Below are 17264 nucleotides of genomic sequence, written 5' to 3'. Positions count from 1 at the left end.
TGGCACATATCGTGCGTGACGCCTGAATCGGTGGATTGACTTTGTTTTTGCCAGTGGCATGATGCGCACGAAATCTGAATTTCCTCACGGTTTTTAATCCATGACCATCTATACCCGGCCAGTGCTCCTGTTGCTCTGTGGCCTGCTTTTGTTGACCCTGGCGATCGCAGTGTTGAACACGCTCGTCCCGCTATGGCTTGCCCATGAAAACTTACCAACCTGGCAGGTGGGTATGGTCAGCTCGTCCTTTTTCACGGGGAACCTGCTGGGCACCCTGATGACGGGGAGCCTGATTAAACGCGTTGGCTTTAACCGTAGCTATTATCTGGCCTCGCTGATTTTCGCTGCCGGATGTGCCGGGCTGGGCCTGATGGTCGGCTTCTGGAGCTGGATGATCTGGCGCTTTATCGCTGGCGTAGGCTGCGCGATGATTTGGGTTGTGGTGGAAAGTGCGCTGATGTGCAGCGGTACCTCGCGCAACCGGGGACGTCTGCTGGCAGCGTATATGATGGTCTATTACGTCGGAACCGTGCTTGGGCAATTAATGGTCAGCAAACTGCCGACCGACCTGATGAGCGTTCTGCCGTGGGTAACGGGCATGGTCCTGGCGGCGATCCTGCCGCTGCTCTTTACACGCATTGTGAATCAGAACAGTGAGCATCAGGAAGCGACCCACGTCTGGCCGATGCTGAGACTGCGACAGGCGCGTCTGGGCGTGAACGGCTGCATCATCTCCGGAATTGTTCTGGGGTCGCTTTATGGTCTGATGCCGCTCTACCTGAACCATCAGGGTGTCAGTGATTCCGGGATCGGCTTCTGGATGGCGGTAATGGTCAGCGCGGGCATCGTCGGACAGTGGCCGATTGGCCGTCTGGCAGACCGTTTTGGGCGTCTGCTGGTGTTGCGCGTTCAGGTCTTCGTGGTGATCATGGGTTGCCTTGCCATGCTCAGCAATGCCGCGATGGCGCCAGCGCTGTTTATTCTGGGGGCTGCAGGCTTCACACTTTATCCGGTCGCGATGGCCTGGGCCTGTGAAAAAGTTGAACATCACCAGCTGGTGGCGATGAACCAGGCGCTGTTATTAAGCTATACCATTGGCAGTTTGCTGGGGCCGACATTCACCGCGATGCTGATGCAGAATTATTCCGACAATTTGCTGTTTATCATGATTGCCAGCGTGTCGTTTATTTATCTCTTAATGCTGCTGCGCAAAGCGGGCGAACATCCCACTCCAGTGGCGCATGCCTGATGAATTAAAAGCCAGTCGTTGACTGGCTTTTTTGTCCCCATCACATATAAGAATTTTACGCATTGTTTGTTTATCACGCCAGGCGATAATTCAGGTGAGTTCTAACACTAAAAGGCAGCAATCATGGCTACACGTCGTTTAACCACTACCGCACTGGCAGTAGTGTTGTCTTTAACGTTTGCTACAGCACCGGTCATGGCTAACCCTGGAAACGGGAATGGCGGTGGTGGTCACGGTAACAGTGGCGGACAAGGTAATGGCGGTAATCACGGCAACGGGAATTCCGGCAATCATGGCAACGGAATGTCCGATACTCATGGCAATAAAAAAAGTGGTCAGGACAACCCGGGTAAATCGAATAAAAGCGTTAGCGATGATGTCGATGCTCGCGTGAGCTTCGATCATGCTCGCCATCTGGCAGTGAACTATGGATTAACGGGATATGAATCGCTGCCTCCGGGCATCGCTAAAAACCTCGCGCGCGGCAAACCACTGCCTCCAGGTATTGCGAAGAAAACCGTGCCAGCCTCCATGCTGGGCCAGCTCCCTAACTATCCTGGCTATGAGTGGCGCGTGGTCGGTGACGATCTGGTCCTGGTTGCGCTGAGTACTGCGATTGTGACTTCCATTATTAATGGTGTCTTTAAATAAAATACAAAAAGGCCCGGTTCTCACCGGGCCTCTTCGTTAATACATGACCTTGTGTCCGTATTGTTCCAGAATACCTTTCACGCGCTCCATCGTCTCTTTCTTCGGCGGCTTAACGCCATCAAGCTTATATTCTTCACCCATCGCCACCCATTTATGTTTACCCAGTTCATGGTAGGGCAGAAGCTCAATTTTCTCGACGTTGCCCATATCGCGGGTAAATTCGCCCAGACGATGTGCGGAATCATCATCATCAGACCAGCCTGGAACCACGACATAGCGGATCCAGGTTTTAATGCCCTTGGCTGAAATATATTTGGCGAACTCCAGCGTACGGTGGTTGGATACGCCAACCAGGTTCTGGTGGATCTCATCATTCATCTGTTTGAGATCGAGCATGACCAGGTCGGTGACTTCAAGCAATTCATCGATGACCGGATCGTAGCGGCGCACAAACCCGTTCGTGTCGAGGCAGGTGTGTATGCCTTCTTTGTGGCAGGCGCGGAACCAGTCGCGCACAAATTCCGCCTGAAGAATGGCTTCACCACCGGATGCGGTGACGCCCCCGCCGGACGCGTTCATAAAGTGGCGGTAAGTCACCACCTCTTTCATCAGATCTTCAACGGTCACTTCTTTGCCGCCGTGCGTATCCCATGTGTCACGGTTGTGGCAGTACAGGCAGCGCATCAGGCAGCCCTGGAAAAAGGTGATAAAACGGATGCCCGGGCCATCAACAGTGCCACAGGATTCAAAGGAGTGAATGCGACCAATAATTGACATTGCGGTGATATCTCCGAATTTGGCCCATCCCGGGGCCTGTGTTGATGCACAGCTCAAAGGCTATGTCGAGTCTGTTTTGGCTGTTATCCATTCAGTATAGATAGCGGCCAAAAGAGACTGGGGTGGGGAAGAAAAAGGCCCCACTGACGTGGAGCCTTTATTGTACGCTTTTTAACGCGTGATTTCAGTCAATTCCAGTTACATGGACTGAGTGAAAGTACGGGTGATAACGTCCTGCTGCTGTTCTTTAGTCAGGGAGTTAAAGCGTACTGCGTAGCCAGATACACGGATGGTCAGCTGAGGATATTTCTCAGGGTGTTCCATCGCATCAAGCAGCATTTCACGGTTCATGACGTTCACGTTCAGGTGCTGACCACCTTCGATGGACGCTTCGTGGTGGAAGTAACCATCCATCAGACCCGCGAGGTTAGTTTTACGCACTTCGTCGTCTTTACCCAGCGCGTTTGGCACGATAGAGAAGGTGTAAGAGATACCATCTTTCGCGTAAGCAAACGGCAGTTTTGCAACGGAAGTCAGAGAGGCAACCGCACCTTTCTGGTCACGACCGTGCATTGGGTTAGCACCTGGGCCAAATGGCGCGCCAGCACGACGACCGTCTGGGGTGTTACCGGTTTTCTTACCATACACAACGTTAGAGGTGATGGTCAGAACAGATTGAGTCGGGATAGCGTTACGGTAAGTAGTCAGTTTCTGAATTTTCTTCATGAAACGTTCAACCAGGTCAACCGCCATGTCATCAACGCGAGCGTCGTTGTTACCAAACTGCGGATATTCGCCTTCGATTTCGAAGTCGATAGCCAGACCGTCTTCGTCACGAATTGGTTTAACTTTCGCATATTTGATAGCAGACAGGGAGTCAGCAGCAACGGACAGACCTGCGATACCACACGCCATGGTACGGATAACGTCACGGTCATGCAGCGCCATCAGAGAGGCTTCGTAGCTGTACTTGTCGTGCATGTAGTGGATAACGTTCAGTGCAGTAACGTACTGTTTCGCCAGCCAGTCCATGAAGTGATCCATGCGATCCATGACTTCGTCATAGTTCAGCACATCGCCTTTGATTGGTTCAGACTTAGGACCAACCTGCATTTTCAGTTTTTCATCAACGCCGCCGTTGATAGCGTACAGCATGGTTTTCGCCAGGTTTGCACGCGCACCGAAGAACTGCATTTGTTTACCAACAACCATTGGGCTTACGCAGCATGCGATAGCGTAGTCGTCGTTGTTGAAGTCCGGACGCATCAGGTCATCGTTCTCATACTGCAGAGAAGAGGTGTCGATGGACACTTTAGCGGCGAATTTCTTGAAGTTCAGAGGCAGTTTTTCAGACCACAGAACGGTGATGTTTGGCTCCGGAGAAGGACCCATGGTGTACAGGGTGTTCAGGAAGCGGAAGCTGTTTTTGGTGACCAGAGTACGGCCATCTACGCCCATACCACCAATAGATTCGGTTGCCCAGATTGGGTCACCAGAGAACAGTTCATCATATTCAGGGGTACGCAGGAAGCGAACCATACGCAGTTTCATGACCAGGTGGTCAATCATTTCCTGAGCGTCTTGCTCGGTGATTTTACCTGCTTTCAGGTCACGTTCGATGTACGCATCCAGGAAGGTGGATACACGACCGAAGGACATTGCTGCACCGTTCTGAGACTTAACTGCGGCCAGGTAGCCGAAGTAGGTCCACTGGATAGCTTCTTGAGCGTTAGTTGCAGGACCAGAGATATCGCAGCCATATTTAGCAGCCATCTCTTTGATCTGACCCAGCGCACGGTGCTGTTCAGCGATCTCTTCACGCAGACGGATGGTGGCTTCCAGGTTTACGCCGTTTTCCAGATCGGACTGCAGGGAAACGAACTGCGCGTATTTGTCTTTCATCAGGAAGTCGATACCGTACAGCGCAACGCGACGGTAGTCACCGATGATACGGCCACGGCCGTAGGCATCTGGCAGACCAGTCAGAACACCGGATTTACGGCAGTTCAGAATGTCTTTGGTGTAAACATCGAATACACCCTGGTTGTGGGTTTTACGGTATTCGGTGAAGATTTTTTTCAGCATTGGGTCCAGCTCGCGGTTGTACGCTTTGCAGGAACCTTCAACCATTTTGATACCACCGAACGGGATGATCGCACGTTTCAGTGGTGCTTCAGTCTGCAGACCAACGATTTTCTCAAGGGCTTTGTTGATGTAACCAGCATCGTGAGAAGTGATGGTGGAAGCAACGGAGGTGTCAAAATCAACTGGCGCGTGAGTGCGGTTTTCCAGTTTTACGCCTTCCATTACGCTGTCCCACAGCTTGGTGGTCGCTTCAGTTGCGCCAGCCAGGAAGGATTCGTCACCTTCATACGGGGTATAGTTTTTCTGAATGAAGTCACGTACGTTTACTTCATTCTGCCAGTCACCTTTTGCAAAACCTTCCCAGGCTGTGGCTAACTTTTCATTAAGCTCGGACATGTAACACCTACCTTCTTAAGTGGATTTTTTATTTACTGCCTGAGATAACCATCAATGATGATCGTCGCCACGCAGGTAAATGACCCAGTATGTCAACCCAACTAACAGACCCCCACCGATAATGTTCCCGATAGTGACAGGGATCAGGTTATCAGTAATGAAATTCATAATAGTCAGGTGAGAGAAACTTTCCGGGGTTGAACCAACTGCAGTCCAGAACTCCGGGCTCGCAAAGTTGCGGATTACAATACCCATTGGGATCATAAACATGTTCGCGATACTGTGCTCGAAGCCGCTGGCAACAAACATCGCAACCGGCAGAACCATAATCATGGCTTTGTCCATCAGGCTACGGCCGGAGTAACTCATCCATACCGCCAGACAGACCATCAGGTTCGCGAGGATGCCAAGTGCAACCGCTTCGATAAATGTGTGGTGCATTTTGTGGTCCGCGGTCTGCAGGACGTTCAGTCCCCAGCCACCGTTGGCGGTCATATACTCGCCAGAGAGCCACATCAACAAAACAAAGAGCAGACAGCCAATCAGGTTACCAACATAGACGTTAAGCCAGTTGCGCGCCAGTTGACCCCAGGTAATTCTTCCGCTGGCTTTTGCTACGACAATCAGCACCGTTGAGGTGAAGAGGTCGGCGCCACAGATAACGCACAGAATCAGACCCAGTGAGAAGCAAATGCCGCCAATCAGTTTGGCCATGCCGTAAGGCATCGCGGCAGTACCGGTGGTGGCAGTGATGTAGAAGACGAACGCGATAGAGATGAACACACCAGCCGTGATCGCCAGATAGAACGTCTTCATCGGGTGTTTCGTTGCTTTATAGACACCTGCTTCTTCGGCCACTTTGGCCATCGCAGCAGGGAGTAAAAGATCAAAAGGGTTGTCAGCTTTCACACTAACTCTCTCTTTATTAAGTCGGCGACGAGATACTAACAAAGCATTATAGAAGAGAAATTGATATAGATCATATCTCGCCTGGCTTATAGGCCCGCAGTGTGTATGGTTTTACGACAAATGCGGTGTAAGTTTTTGATTATCCGTATAAAAATAAATTTTAAAAGTTATGAGAAGAGTTGAATTTTTTCGGTCGGCCACCTCTGAAACAGTTAATTAATATGGAGTATTTGCCATAAAAAGTAACAGTAAAGCCCAGGTAAATATTATTATATTTACCCATATTTAACTTTATTATTACATTCAACGTTCATTGCCGAAAAAAATAAAAAACGGGGCAATGAAATTGCCCCGTAATATAGCCCAGACGATTAAATACGCCTACTGCTGATAATGTTATATGCGCTTATTTTGACCAGTAAGCGGCTTTTGCTTTCTGCAGTTTTTCATAGGCCTTCAACAGCGACTGATGCGCAGGGAAGGCTTTCAGATCGCTGTCGACCGCCTGCAGTCCGTAGAATGGCGCTTCGCCGCTCAGGGCCGCGCTGGCGGCTTCTACCGCCTCGGCACCGTACATGCGCACGAAGGCATTCAGGTACTGCAGTGGCTCACGATCCTCTTCCTGCGCAAGAAGCAGGAGGGTTTGCAGGCAGCGGTAGTAGTTGGTGCGCTCGGCAGAGAACACTGACTGGTTGAATTCCATGGTCCACTCGGTCCAGGCCAGGGCCTGATCCAGATCGCCGCCAGCCAGCGCCAGCATCGCTTTCAGCTCGCCGATGCGCAGGGTATACCAGCCGTTATCTTTACCGGTAGCCAGACCCAGCAGTTCACGTACGCGCGTGAAGTCATCATGGCCTTCGTCGTCCAGCTGGGCGATCAGGTTCAGATAATCCTCTTTTTCCCACTCGCTGCCCGGCAGGGCCAGCAGCGTTTCACGCAGGTGCGCACCCATGCTGTTGTTTGCCAGCCACAGATCTTCAGCCGGATAGATATCGGACATGCCCGGCACCAGAATACGGCAGGCGTAAACACCCAGGTGTTCGTAGTCAGCAATGTAGACTTCTTTATCTTCCGCGTTGAAGATGGTCATCAGGGTAGCGAACTCTTCTTCGGTCGTACCGGCAAAGCTCCAGTCGACGAATGGATAGTCTGCGTCCTGCTTGAACATGTCCCAGGAGATCAAACCGCTGGAGTCGATGAAGTGGGTTTCGAGGTTGGTATGCTCGGCCACTTCTTCGTCGTCAAAGGTTGGTGGAGTAAATACATCGAGATCTTTCAGGCTACGGCCCTGCAGCAGCTCGGTGACGGTACGCTCCAGCGCCACGCCGAAGTCAGGATGCGCGCCGAAGGAGGCGAAGCAGGTGCCGTTTGTCGGGTTAAACAGCACAACGCAGATAACCGGATATTTACCACCCAGCGAGCCATCATACGCAAAGATAGGGAAGCCTTCTGCCTCCAGCTTAGCAATGGATTCCACCACGCCCGGATAGCGCGCCAGCACGTCGGCCGGAATTTCAGGCAGACTGATGGATTCAGCAATGATGCGGTTTTTAATGTGGCGCTCAAACACTTCTGACAGCCCCTGCACACGCGCTTCATTGCGGGTATTACCGGCGGACATGCCGTTAGAGACATACAGGTTACCGACAATGTTCATCGGGATGTACACGGTCTGTTCATCAGACTGACGGGTGAACGGCAGGGCGCAGATCCCACGCTCTTCATTACCCGACTGCAGATCGATCAGCATACTGGCGGTCAGTTCATTTTCTGGATCGTAGAACGCACGCAGACGCGCATCCAGAATGCCTTCCGGCAGTTCATCGTCTTCGGTCAACGGGAACCATTTTTCATTGGGATAGTGAACGAACGGGCCGTTAGCGATGGTTTCACCCAGCCAGAAATCGGCGAAGAAGTAGTTGGTCGACAGACGTTCAAAATACTCACCCAGCGCAGAAGCCAGCGCCGCTTTTTTCGTCGCGCCTTTACCGTTGGTAAAGCACAGTGCACAGTCTTTATCGCGAATATGCACGGACCAGACGTGAGGCACTGGATTAAGCCAGGAGGCTTCTTCGATATTAAAGCCCAGGTCGGTCAGTTTCTGCTGGAAGCGAGCGATGGAATCTTCCAGGGCGGCGTCTTTGCCGGGGATAAACGTTTGAGTCATGGCGTTCACTTTTATCGTACGTAAAGCGCGCAATGATACGGGTTTTGCGTGACGGGTGCTATCTCCGGCGAAAATAAAAGACTGGGCTATGCTTACTGTCAGTAACTGACTGTTAAGGCATAAAAAAATGAAAGCATTCGATCTGCAAAGGATGGCGTTTGATAAAGTCCCACCCGAATTTTTAGGCGAAGTGGCGCTGCGTAGTCTGTATACCTTCGTCCTGGTCTTCCTGTTTCTTAAAATCACTGGTCGGCGTGGCGTACGGCAGATGTCGCTGTTTGAGGTGCTGATCATTCTGACGCTGGGTTCAGCGGCGGGGGATGTCGCTTTTTACGATGATGTGCCAATGGTGCCGGTGTTTATTGTCTTCGTCACGCTGGCGCTGCTTTACCGGCTGGTCATGTGGCTGATGTCGAAAAGCGAAAAGCTGGAAGACATGCTTGAAGGGAAACCCGTCGTTATCGTTGAGAACGGACAGCTGGCATGGGAAAATGTCCAAAGCGCCAATATGACCGAATTTGAGTTCTTTATGGAGCTGCGGCTGAACAGCGTGGAGCAGCTTGGGCAAGTGCGTCTGGCGATAATGGAAACGAATGGGCAAATCAGCGTGTATTACTATCCTGACGACGAGGTTAAGCCAGGGCTCTGTATTCTGCCGGATATGTTGATCGAGCGGTTTAAAACGGTACCGGAATCCGGCGAATATGCCTGTGTAAGATGTAGCCATGTCGTTGCCATGCACGTGGGCGATCATCAATTATGTCCCCGCTGTACAAATCCGGAATGGTCGAAGGTTAGCCGGGCCAAACGCCTTGTCTGACAGCCATTTTGTCGGTTTTGTGACAGCGAGGCGACAGATTGTATTGTGTGACGAAGGGCACATTTCACCGGTCATAAGTTTTAGACATTGCGGCGCGTGTCACTGAATGATAAAACCGATATCCACAGTTATAACTTATGGCTTTTAGCGTGGTGAGGGGAAATGGCTCAAGTCTTTAATTTCAGTTCAGGTCCGGCAATGTTACCGGCAGACGTGCTTAAACAGGCTCAACAGGAACTTTGTGACTGGAACGGTCTGGGTACGTCGGTGATGGAAATCAGCCACCGAGGTAAAGAGTTTATTCAGGTGGCGGAAGAGGCAGAAAAGGATTTTCGCGATCTGCTGAACATTCCCTCGAACTACAAAGTATTGTTCTGCCACGGTGGTGGACGCGGCCAGTTTTCTGGCGTACCGCTGAATATTCTGGGTGACAAAACCACGGCAGACTATGTTGACGCTGGCTACTGGGCTGCCAGCGCGGTGAAGGAGGCGCACAAGTATTGCACGCCAAACGTCATCGACGTCAAAGTGACCGTTGATGGCCTGCGTGCCGTGAAGCCAATGAGCGAGTGGCAGCTCTCTGACAACGCCGCGTATCTGCACTACTGCCCGAACGAAACCATTGACGGGATTGCCATCGACGAGACGCCGGACTTCGGTAAAGACGTGGTGGTTGCTGCTGACTTCTCCTCCACCATTCTCTCTGCGCCGATTGACGTCAGCCGCTACGGTGTCATCTATGCGGGTGCGCAGAAAAATATCGGCCCTGCAGGCCTGACTATCGTCATCGTACGTGACGATCTGCTGGGTAAAGCGCATAAATCCTGCCCGTCGATTCTTGATTACACTGTGCTGAACGATAACGACTCCATGTTCAACACCCCACCGACGTTTGCCTGGTATCTCTCCGGCCTGGTCTTTAAATGGCTGAAGCAAAACGGCGGCGTGGCGCAGATGGACAAGATCAATCAGCAGAAAGCTGAACTGCTGTACGGCGTCATTGATAAGAGTGATTTCTATCGTAACGATGTGGCGAAAGCCAACCGTTCCCGCATGAACGTGCCGTTCCAGCTGGCGGACAGCAACCTGGATAAAGTTTTCCTGGAAGAGTCCTTCGCCGCAGGTCTGCATGCGCTGAAAGGTCACCGTGTGGTAGGCGGCATGCGCGCCTCCATCTATAACGCCATGCCGCTGGAAGGCGTTAAAGCCCTGACCGATTTCATGATTGACTTCGAACGTCGCCACGGTTGATTGCGCTGTTTTCACCCCCGTAGCCCTGCTGCGGGGTTTTTATTATGTTGAGTTGAGAGTTAAGTTTCATGGAATCCCTGACGTTACAACCTATCGCGCGGGTAGATGGCACCATCAATCTGCCTGGTTCAAAAAGTGTCTCGAACCGCGCTCTGCTGCTGGCAGCTCTGGCAAACGGCACCACCGTCCTCACGAACCTGCTGGACAGCGATGACGTGCGCCATATGCTCAATGCGCTGAAAGCGTTGGGAGTTCACTACACGCTGTCTGACGACCGTACCCGCTGTGAAGTGACGGGGAACGGCGGTGCGCTACGTTCAGCCGAGGAACTGGAGCTGTTTCTGGGTAACGCGGGAACCGCCATGCGCCCACTGGCGGCAGCTCTGTGCCTGGGCAGCAACAATATTGTTCTGACCGGCGAGCCGCGCATGAAAGAGCGTCCGATCGGTCATCTTGTGGATGCCCTTCGTCAGGGCGGTGCCCAGATTGACTATCTGGAGCAAGAAAATTACCCACCACTGCGCCTTCGCGGTGGCTTTACCGGCGGCAACGTCGAGGTGGACGGCAGCGTCTCCAGCCAGTTCCTGACGGCACTGCTGATGACTGCACCGCTGGCACCGCAGGATACGGTCATCACCATCAAGGGCGACCTGGTGTCTAAGCCGTACATTGATATCACCCTGCATCTGATGAAAACCTTTGGTGTGGAGGTGGAAAACCAGGCGTATCAGCGCTTCGTGGTTCGCGGTGCGCAGCAGTATCAGTCTCCGGGTAACTATCTGGTTGAAGGTGACGCCTCATCTGCGTCTTACTTCCTGGCGGCAGGTGCTATTAAAGGCGGTACGGTGAAAGTGACCGGTATTGGCCGTAACAGCGTGCAGGGCGATATTCGTTTTGCTGATGTGCTGGAGAAAATGGGTGCGGTAGTGACCTGGGGGGAGGATTTCATCGCCTGTACACGTGGTGAACTCAACGCCATCGATATGGACATGAACCACATTCCTGACGCGGCAATGACCATTGCCACCGCTGCGCTCTTTGCAAAAGGCACCACGACGCTGCGTAACATCTACAACTGGCGCGTAAAAGAGACTGACCGTCTGTTTGCGATGGCCACCGAGTTGCGTAAAGTGGGTGCCGAAGTGGAAGAGGGCGAAGACTACATTCGCGTAACGCCTCCGGCAAAACTGCAGTTCGCGGAAATCGGAACTTACAACGATCACCGTATGGCGATGTGCTTCTCGCTGGTGGCCTTGTCCGATACACCTGTCACGATCCTCGATCCGAAATGTACGGCGAAAACCTTCCCGGACTATTTCGAACAGCTGGCCCGCATCAGTACACTGGCCTGATGACATGATGCCGCATCACCCGATGCGGCATTTCCTTACGTTTTCTGACGTTTGTTCCCGCACATTTCTTCTACACTCTGCTTCATTAATTCCGTAATTTGCACGCAAAGGTAACAGTTGCGCACGTTGGCGCGTATAATGCGCGGCGTTCATGTTAACGGTATGCCTTTATTAAGGAGAAAAAGATGACGGCAGTTGCCCCGGTAATCACCATTGATGGGCCTAGTGGCGCAGGGAAAGGAACTCTGTGCAAGGCGATGGCGGAAGCATTGCAATGGCATCTTTTAGATTCGGGAGCTATCTATCGCGTGCTGGCGCTGGCAGCGCTGCATCACCATGTTGATGTTGCGTCTGAAGAGGCGCTGGTTCCGCTGGCTGCGCATCTGGATGTGCGTTTTGTCTCGACCGATGGCAACCTCGAAGTGATCCTGGAAGGGGAAGATGTGAGCGGCGAAATTCGTACGCAGGAGGTTGCGAACGCTGCCTCTCAGGTGGCGGCTTTCCCGCGCGTTCGTGAGGCCCTGTTACGCCGTCAGCGTGCTTTCCGTGAAGCACCCGGCCTGATCGCTGACGGACGAGATATGGGGACGGTGGTATTCCCTGATGCGCCAGTGAAAATTTTCCTTGACGCCTCCTCGGAAGAACGGGCTCAACGCCGCATGCTTCAGTTGCAGGAGAAGGGGTTTAGTGTTAACTTTGATCGCCTTTTATCCGAGATAAAAGAGCGCGATGACCGCGACCGTAACCGCGCCGTCGCCCCACTTGTTCCTGCAGAAGATGCATTAGTTCTGGATTCCACCAGTTTAACTATTGAGCAAGTGATTGAAAAAGCGCTACAATATGCGCGCCAAAAACTGGCACTCGCGTAATTGCGACCGATTTAGCAGTACCCCCGCTGCAATGGATTGACGGCGGGTATGTGAAACAACCCCATCCGGCACGGAGCCAGGTGGACGTTAATATTAACCTGAAGATTAAACATGACTGAATCTTTTGCTCAACTGTTTGAAGAATCCTTAAAAGAAATCGAAACCCGTCCGGGTTCCATCGTTCGCGGTGTTGTTGTTGCTATCGACAAAGACGTAGTACTGGTTGACGCCGGTCTGAAATCTGAGTCCGCCATTCCGGCAGAGCAGTTCAAAAACGCCCAGGGCGAGCTGGAAATCCAGGTAGGTGACGAAGTTGACGTTGCTCTGGACGCAGTAGAAGACGGCTTCGGCGAAACCCTGCTGTCTCGTGAAAAAGCTAAACGTCACGAAGCATGGATCACGCTGGAGAAAGCTTACGAAGAAGCTGAAACTGTGGTCGGTGTTATCAACGGCAAAGTTAAAGGTGGCTTCACTGTTGAGCTGAATGGTATTCGTGCGTTCCTGCCAGGTTCTCTGGTAGACGTTCGTCCAGTCCGTGACACCCTGCACCTCGAAGGCAAAGAGCTTGAGTTCAAAGTAATCAAGCTGGACCAGAAGCGTAACAACGTTGTTGTTTCCCGTCGTGCCGTTATCGAATCCGAAAACAGCGCAGAACGCGATCAGCTGCTGGAAAACCTGCAGGAAGGCATGGAAGTCAAAGGTATCGTTAAGAACCTCACTGACTACGGCGCATTCGTTGACCTGGGCGGCGTTGATGGCCTGCTGCACATCACCGACATGGCGTGGAAACGCGTTAAGCACCCAAGCGAAATCGTGAACGTGGGCGACGAAATCACTGTTAAAGTGCTGAAGTTCGACCGCGAGCGTACTCGTGTATCCCTCGGCCTGAAACAGCTGGGCGAAGATCCATGGGTAGCTATCGCTAAGCGTTACCCAGAAGGTACCAAACTGACTGGCCGCGTGACCAACCTGACTGACTACGGCTGCTTCGTTGAAATCGAAGAAGGCGTTGAAGGTCTGGTACACGTTTCCGAAATGGACTGGACCAACAAAAACATCCACCCATCCAAAGTTGTTAACGTTGGTGACGTAGTGGAAGTTATGGTTCTGGATATCGACGAAGAACGTCGTCGTATCTCCCTGGGCCTGAAGCAGTGCAAAAACAACCCATGGCAGCAGTTCGCGGAAACCCACAACAAGGGCGACCGTGTTGAAGGTAAAATCAAGTCTATCACTGACTTCGGTATCTTCATCGGCCTGGACGGCGGCATCGACGGCCTGGTTCACCTGTCTGACATCTCCTGGAACGTTGCAGGCGAAGAAGCAGTTCGTGAATACAAAAAAGGCGACGAAATCGCAGCAGTTGTTCTGCAGGTTGACGCAGAGCGTGAGCGTATCTCTCTGGGCGTTAAACAGCTCGCAGAAGATCCGTTCAACAACTGGGTTGCACTGAACAAGAAAGGCGCAATCGTAAACGGTAAAGTGACTGCAGTTGACGCTAAAGGCGCAACCGTAGAACTGGCTGACGGCGTTGAAGGTTACCTGCGCGCTTCTGAAGCTTCACGTGACCGCGTTGAAGATGCCACTCTGGTTCTGAACGTTGGCGACGATGTTGAAGCTAAGTTCACCGGTGTTGACCGTAAGAACCGTGCAATCAGCCTGTCTGTTCGTGCGAAAGACGAAGCTGACGAGAAAGATGCAATCGCTACTGTTAACAAACAGGAAGATGCAAACTTCTCTAACAACGCAATGGCTGAAGCTTTCAAAGCAGCTAAAGGCGAGTAATATCAAGTCCTCAGCATCCTTTGAGCGGTAACGCATTTATCGCGCGAAGGATGAGGAGCAAACTTGACAGATTGCAGGATTCGTCCTGTAATCAATAACAAAGGGCGGCTACGGCCGCCCTTGTTTAATGAGCTGTTCAGCTAATTGGTTTGAAAGGAACCGGAGGAATCATGACCAAGTCAGAATTGATTGAAAGACTTGCCAGTCAGCAACCGCATATCCCAGCTAAAGCAGTGGAAGATGCCGTAAAAGAGATGCTGGAGCATATGGCCACCACTCTTGCCCAGGGCGAGCGCATTGAAATCCGCGGTTTCGGTAGTTTTTCTCTGCACTATCGTGCTCCACGTACCGGGCGTAACCCGAAGACTGGTGATAAAGTCGAGCTGGAAGGTAAGTACGTTCCACACTTTAAGCCGGGTAAAGAACTGCGCGATCGCGCCAATATTTACGGCAACTGAGTTTAGCCATCAGGTTAAACTGGGTTCAAAAGAAAGCACCTCCGGGTGCTTTTTTTGTACTTATCGTTTTTATTCTGAAGCTGTGCCGCAATCCTCGTGTCGTTTTCTGCAAACCGACAAAAACAGTGCAGCGCGCGCTGTAACCTGCATTTTATTCAACTGACGCCTCTCTCCCTCTTCTTACATACTGCCGCCCTGAAACAGGGAGGTCGTAATGGGAATTCCCACACTAAGTCTGTGCGCAATTCTGGCGATAGTGCCGCTACTCTGGTTACCTGAACTACCTGCACGGCATACTGTATGGATCATGGTTGCCGGTGGGGTGTTGCTGGGCTTACAGCGAAGCTTCAGTCTGAAGTGTATCGGTATGGGGTTGTTATTTTGCGCGTGGGGCATTCTGGCAGCGCAGGAAAGCGTCTGGCCGATGCAGCATCTAACCACCGGTGCAGTCAAGGCTGAGGTGGAGATCACCGCCACCGATGGCGCAACAGTCCATCAGGGGAAACTCGTTGCACTTAATGGCAAACGCTGGTGGGCATCGACGGGCATCGTGCTGTATGGCAATTACCTGCCGCAAAAGGCCTGCGCGGGTCAGCGCTGGGCCATGACGCTCAGGCTCAGGCCTGTACATGGTGAACTGAACGACGGAGGATATGATCCTCAGCGAAATGCTTTTGCCCGGCATCAAACGTTGAGCGGACGTTTTACACGGGCAGAAATTATTGATGAACGCTGCAGCTTGCGTGCCCGCTATCTGTCATCGCTGCACGACACCCTTTCAGCCTATCGATGGGGAGCGGTGATCCTGGGGCTGGGGATGGGCGAGCGCCTGGATGTGCCCCGGGAAATAAAAACACTGATGCGTGAAACCGGCACGTCGCATCTGATGGCGATCTCGGGTTTGCATATCACGCTGGCGGCTTCCATCGTCTGGTTGCTTGCCAGGGGTATTCAGTTTTTATTGCCGTGTCAGTGGATCCGCTGGCAGATGCCACTGCTTGCGGGACTGTTTTTTGCGGCCTTCTACGCATGGCTGACGGGTCTGCAGCCGCCTGCATTACGCACGGTCATCGCACTTGCGGTGCTGGCCGCTCTGCGGATCGGCGCGCGTCAGTGGTCAGCATGGCAGGTCTGGTGTAGCTGTATTGCAGCGATACTCATCGTTGATCCGCTGGCGGTGCTTTCTCAAAGCCTGGCGTTGTCAGCGTTTGCTGTCGCGGCGTTGATTTTCTGGTTTCAGTGGCTGCCACTCCCCAGCTGGCGCTGGACTCGCCGGGTGCGACCCCTGGTAAATTTACTCTATCTGCAGGTTGGGATGTTGCTGCTGCTCCTGCCTTTGCAGGTGTTGATGTTCCATGGCTTCAGCGTCTCTTCGCTGGTGGCCAATCTCTTTGCCGTTCCGCTGGTGACCTTTATCTCGGTTCCGCTGATCCTGCTCGGTATGCTACTGCACCTGCTCCCGCTGGTCCCCCTGGAGACTGGCGTATGGTTTGCGGCAGATAAGTCCCTGGCCGGATTGTTCTGGCTGCTGCAGCGTCTGCCTGATGGCTGGCAGGACGTCGATGAGCGCTGGCAGTACCTGACATTGCTGCCCTGGCTGGCCATTATCGGCTGGCGCTTTCGCTCCTGGAAAAGCATGCCGGCTGTGTGTCTGACAGGAACTGTCGTGCTGGCATCCCCATTCATGCAAACGGCGAAAACCGATAGCTGGACGTTGCATATGCTGGATGTGGGGCAGGGGCTATCTATGGTTATTGAGCGGCAGGGTAAAGCGCTTCTATACGACACCGGTCCCGGCTGGCCTGGGGGAGACAGTGCGCAGCAGTTGATCATTCCGTGGTTACGCTGGCATCACCTGCAACCAGAGGGCGTTATTCTCAGTCACGAGCACCTGGACCATGCTGGTGGTCTGGCATCGCTGCAGGCGGCATGGCCAGACTTGTGGGTACGAAGCCCGCTGGGGTGGGCGCAGCATCTTTCCTGCTTTCGCGGGCAGCAGTGGAAATGGCAGGGGCTAACATTGACCGTTCACTGGCCACCGGCTGGATCCTCTGCCCAGGGTAACAATCGCTCCTGCGTGGTTAAAATTGATGACGGTGAGCAGAGTGTTTTGCTGACAGGGGACATTGAAGCGCAAGCGGAACAGGCTATGCTTAGCCATTACTGGCGTTATCTTACGTCAACGGTGATACAGGTGCCGCACCATGGCAGTAATACCTCCTCATCGTTGCCGCTGGTACAACGGGTGGGAGGCGAAATCGCGCTGGATTCTGCGGCCCGTTACAATGCGTGGCGATTCCCGTCAGTGAAGGTGGTGAAGCGTTATCGAAAAGAGGGCTATGTCTGGCACGATACCCCACATTCGGGCCAAATATCGGTGACGTTTTCGCAACATGCCTGGCAAATCCGACGGTTGCGGCAGCAATATTTACCGCGTTGGTATCATCAGTGGTTTGGCGCGCCCGTCGATAACGGGTAGAATATGCGGCTATTTC

The 17264-nt window shown here is 52.7% G+C and carries 13 protein-coding genes; 9 read left to right on the top strand and 4 right to left on the bottom strand.

The annotated features are described in order from the left end of the window. Positions 1–100 precede the first annotated feature (100 nt). Both EQV24_RS08405 and EQV24_RS08400 read left to right on the top strand, forming a co-directional pair. On the top strand, positions 101–1249 hold the full coding sequence (locus tag EQV24_RS08405) for an MFS transporter (RefSeq protein WP_013097314.1): 1149 nt from the start codon (positions 101–103) through the stop codon (positions 1247–1249). Between the two features lie 123 nt (positions 1250–1372). Next, positions 1373–1900 carry an anti-virulence regulator CigR family protein gene (locus tag EQV24_RS08400; protein WP_058679349.1) on the top strand — a complete coding sequence of 176 codons (528 nt, stop codon included), beginning with the start codon at positions 1373–1375 and terminating at the stop codon, positions 1898–1900. Positions 1901–1936: 36 nt separating this feature from the next. On the opposite strand, the gene pflA is transcribed toward EQV24_RS08400, so the two are convergent. The 4 genes from pflA to ycaO form a co-directional block, all read right to left on the bottom strand. Continuing rightward, positions 1937–2677, bottom strand: coding sequence for a pyruvate formate lyase 1-activating protein (gene pflA, locus EQV24_RS08395; RefSeq protein WP_014831281.1), 741 nt, complete (start codon positions 2675–2677; stop codon positions 1937–1939). A 198-nt stretch (positions 2678–2875) separates the two neighbouring features. Then, the gene (gene pflB / locus EQV24_RS08390; protein WP_013097311.1) at positions 2876–5158 is read right to left on the bottom strand and encodes a formate C-acetyltransferase; all 2283 of its coding nucleotides are present in this window, start codon (positions 5156–5158) and stop codon (positions 2876–2878) included. Between the two features lie 51 nt (positions 5159–5209). Beyond that, a complete protein-coding gene (gene focA, locus EQV24_RS08385; protein ID WP_013097310.1) occupies positions 5210–6067 on the bottom strand; it encodes a formate transporter FocA in 858 nt (285 codons plus the stop codon). A 406-nt stretch (positions 6068–6473) separates the two neighbouring features. After that, positions 6474–8234 carry a 30S ribosomal protein S12 methylthiotransferase accessory factor YcaO gene (gene ycaO, locus EQV24_RS08380; RefSeq protein WP_129252577.1) on the bottom strand — a complete coding sequence of 587 codons (1761 nt, stop codon included), beginning with the start codon at positions 8232–8234 and terminating at the stop codon, positions 6474–6476. 127 nt (positions 8235–8361) lie between these two features. On the opposite strand from ycaO, the gene EQV24_RS08375 reads away from it, so the two are divergent. The 7 genes from EQV24_RS08375 to EQV24_RS08345 all read left to right on the top strand — a co-directional run bounded on the left by EQV24_RS08375 (position 8362) and on the right by EQV24_RS08345 (position 17248). Beyond that, positions 8362–9054 carry a DUF421 domain-containing protein gene (locus EQV24_RS08375; protein WP_013097308.1) on the top strand — a complete coding sequence of 231 codons (693 nt, stop codon included), beginning with the start codon at positions 8362–8364 and terminating at the stop codon, positions 9052–9054. A 162-nt stretch (positions 9055–9216) separates the two neighbouring features. Beyond that, the gene (serC, locus tag EQV24_RS08370) at positions 9217–10305 is read left to right on the top strand and encodes a 3-phosphoserine/phosphohydroxythreonine transaminase (RefSeq protein ID WP_130626445.1); all 1089 of its coding nucleotides are present in this window, start codon (positions 9217–9219) and stop codon (positions 10303–10305) included. A 68-nt stretch (positions 10306–10373) separates the two neighbouring features. Continuing rightward, positions 10374–11657 (top strand): 3-phosphoshikimate 1-carboxyvinyltransferase, encoded by a 1284-nt coding sequence (aroA, locus tag EQV24_RS08365; protein WP_013097306.1) that lies wholly within the window; start codon positions 10374–10376, stop codon positions 11655–11657. 185 nt (positions 11658–11842) lie between these two features. Further along, a complete protein-coding gene (cmk, locus tag EQV24_RS08360) occupies positions 11843–12526 on the top strand; it encodes a (d)CMP kinase (protein WP_013097305.1) in 684 nt (227 codons plus the stop codon). Between the two features lie 111 nt (positions 12527–12637). After that, positions 12638–14311, top strand: a complete 1674-nt coding sequence (gene rpsA, locus EQV24_RS08355; protein WP_008499966.1) for a 30S ribosomal protein S1 — start codon at positions 12638–12640, stop codon at positions 14309–14311. 170 nt (positions 14312–14481) lie between these two features. Further along, positions 14482–14769, top strand: coding sequence for an integration host factor subunit beta (gene ihfB / locus EQV24_RS08350; RefSeq protein WP_003858233.1), 288 nt, complete (start codon positions 14482–14484; stop codon positions 14767–14769). A 214-nt stretch (positions 14770–14983) separates the two neighbouring features. Beyond that, positions 14984–17248: a ComEC family protein gene (locus EQV24_RS08345; protein WP_130626444.1), complete on the top strand. Its 2265-nt coding sequence runs from the start codon at positions 14984–14986 to the stop codon at positions 17246–17248. The last annotated feature ends 16 nt before the right edge of the window (positions 17249–17264 follow it).

Origin of the sequence: Enterobacter sp. A8, from assembly GCF_004296595.1 — a bacterium.
In the GTDB taxonomy this organism is placed as follows: domain Bacteria; phylum Pseudomonadota; class Gammaproteobacteria; order Enterobacterales; family Enterobacteriaceae; genus Enterobacter; species Enterobacter cloacae.
This window is presented reverse-complemented; position numbering and strand designations above follow the sequence as displayed.

Bases quoted from the DNA above. Each gene is read 5' to 3' on its own strand.
- EQV24_RS08375 (WP_013097308.1), top strand. From the start codon at position 8,362: ATGAAAGCATTCGATCTGCAAAGGATGGCGTTTGATAAAGTCCCACCC.
- rpsA (WP_008499966.1), top strand. From the start codon at position 12,638: ATGACTGAATCTTTTGCTCAACTGTTTGAAGAATCCTTAAAAGAAATC.
- pflA (WP_014831281.1), bottom strand. From the start codon at position 2,677: ATGTCAATTATTGGTCGCATTCACTCCTTTGAATCCTGTGGCACTGTT.
- EQV24_RS08405 (WP_013097314.1), top strand. From the start codon at position 101: ATGACCATCTATACCCGGCCAGTGCTCCTGTTGCTCTGTGGCCTGCTT.
- pflB (WP_013097311.1), bottom strand. From the start codon at position 5,158: ATGTCCGAGCTTAATGAAAAGTTAGCCACAGCCTGGGAAGGTTTTGCA.
- EQV24_RS08400 (WP_058679349.1), top strand. From the start codon at position 1,373: ATGGCTACACGTCGTTTAACCACTACCGCACTGGCAGTAGTGTTGTCT.
- serC (WP_130626445.1), top strand. From the start codon at position 9,217: ATGGCTCAAGTCTTTAATTTCAGTTCAGGTCCGGCAATGTTACCGGCA.
- aroA (WP_013097306.1), top strand. From the start codon at position 10,374: ATGGAATCCCTGACGTTACAACCTATCGCGCGGGTAGATGGCACCATC.
- ihfB (WP_003858233.1), top strand. From the start codon at position 14,482: ATGACCAAGTCAGAATTGATTGAAAGACTTGCCAGTCAGCAACCGCAT.
- EQV24_RS08345 (WP_130626444.1), top strand. From the start codon at position 14,984: ATGGGAATTCCCACACTAAGTCTGTGCGCAATTCTGGCGATAGTGCCG.
- ycaO (WP_129252577.1), bottom strand. From the start codon at position 8,234: ATGACTCAAACGTTTATCCCCGGCAAAGACGCCGCCCTGGAAGATTCC.
- cmk (WP_013097305.1), top strand. From the start codon at position 11,843: ATGACGGCAGTTGCCCCGGTAATCACCATTGATGGGCCTAGTGGCGCA.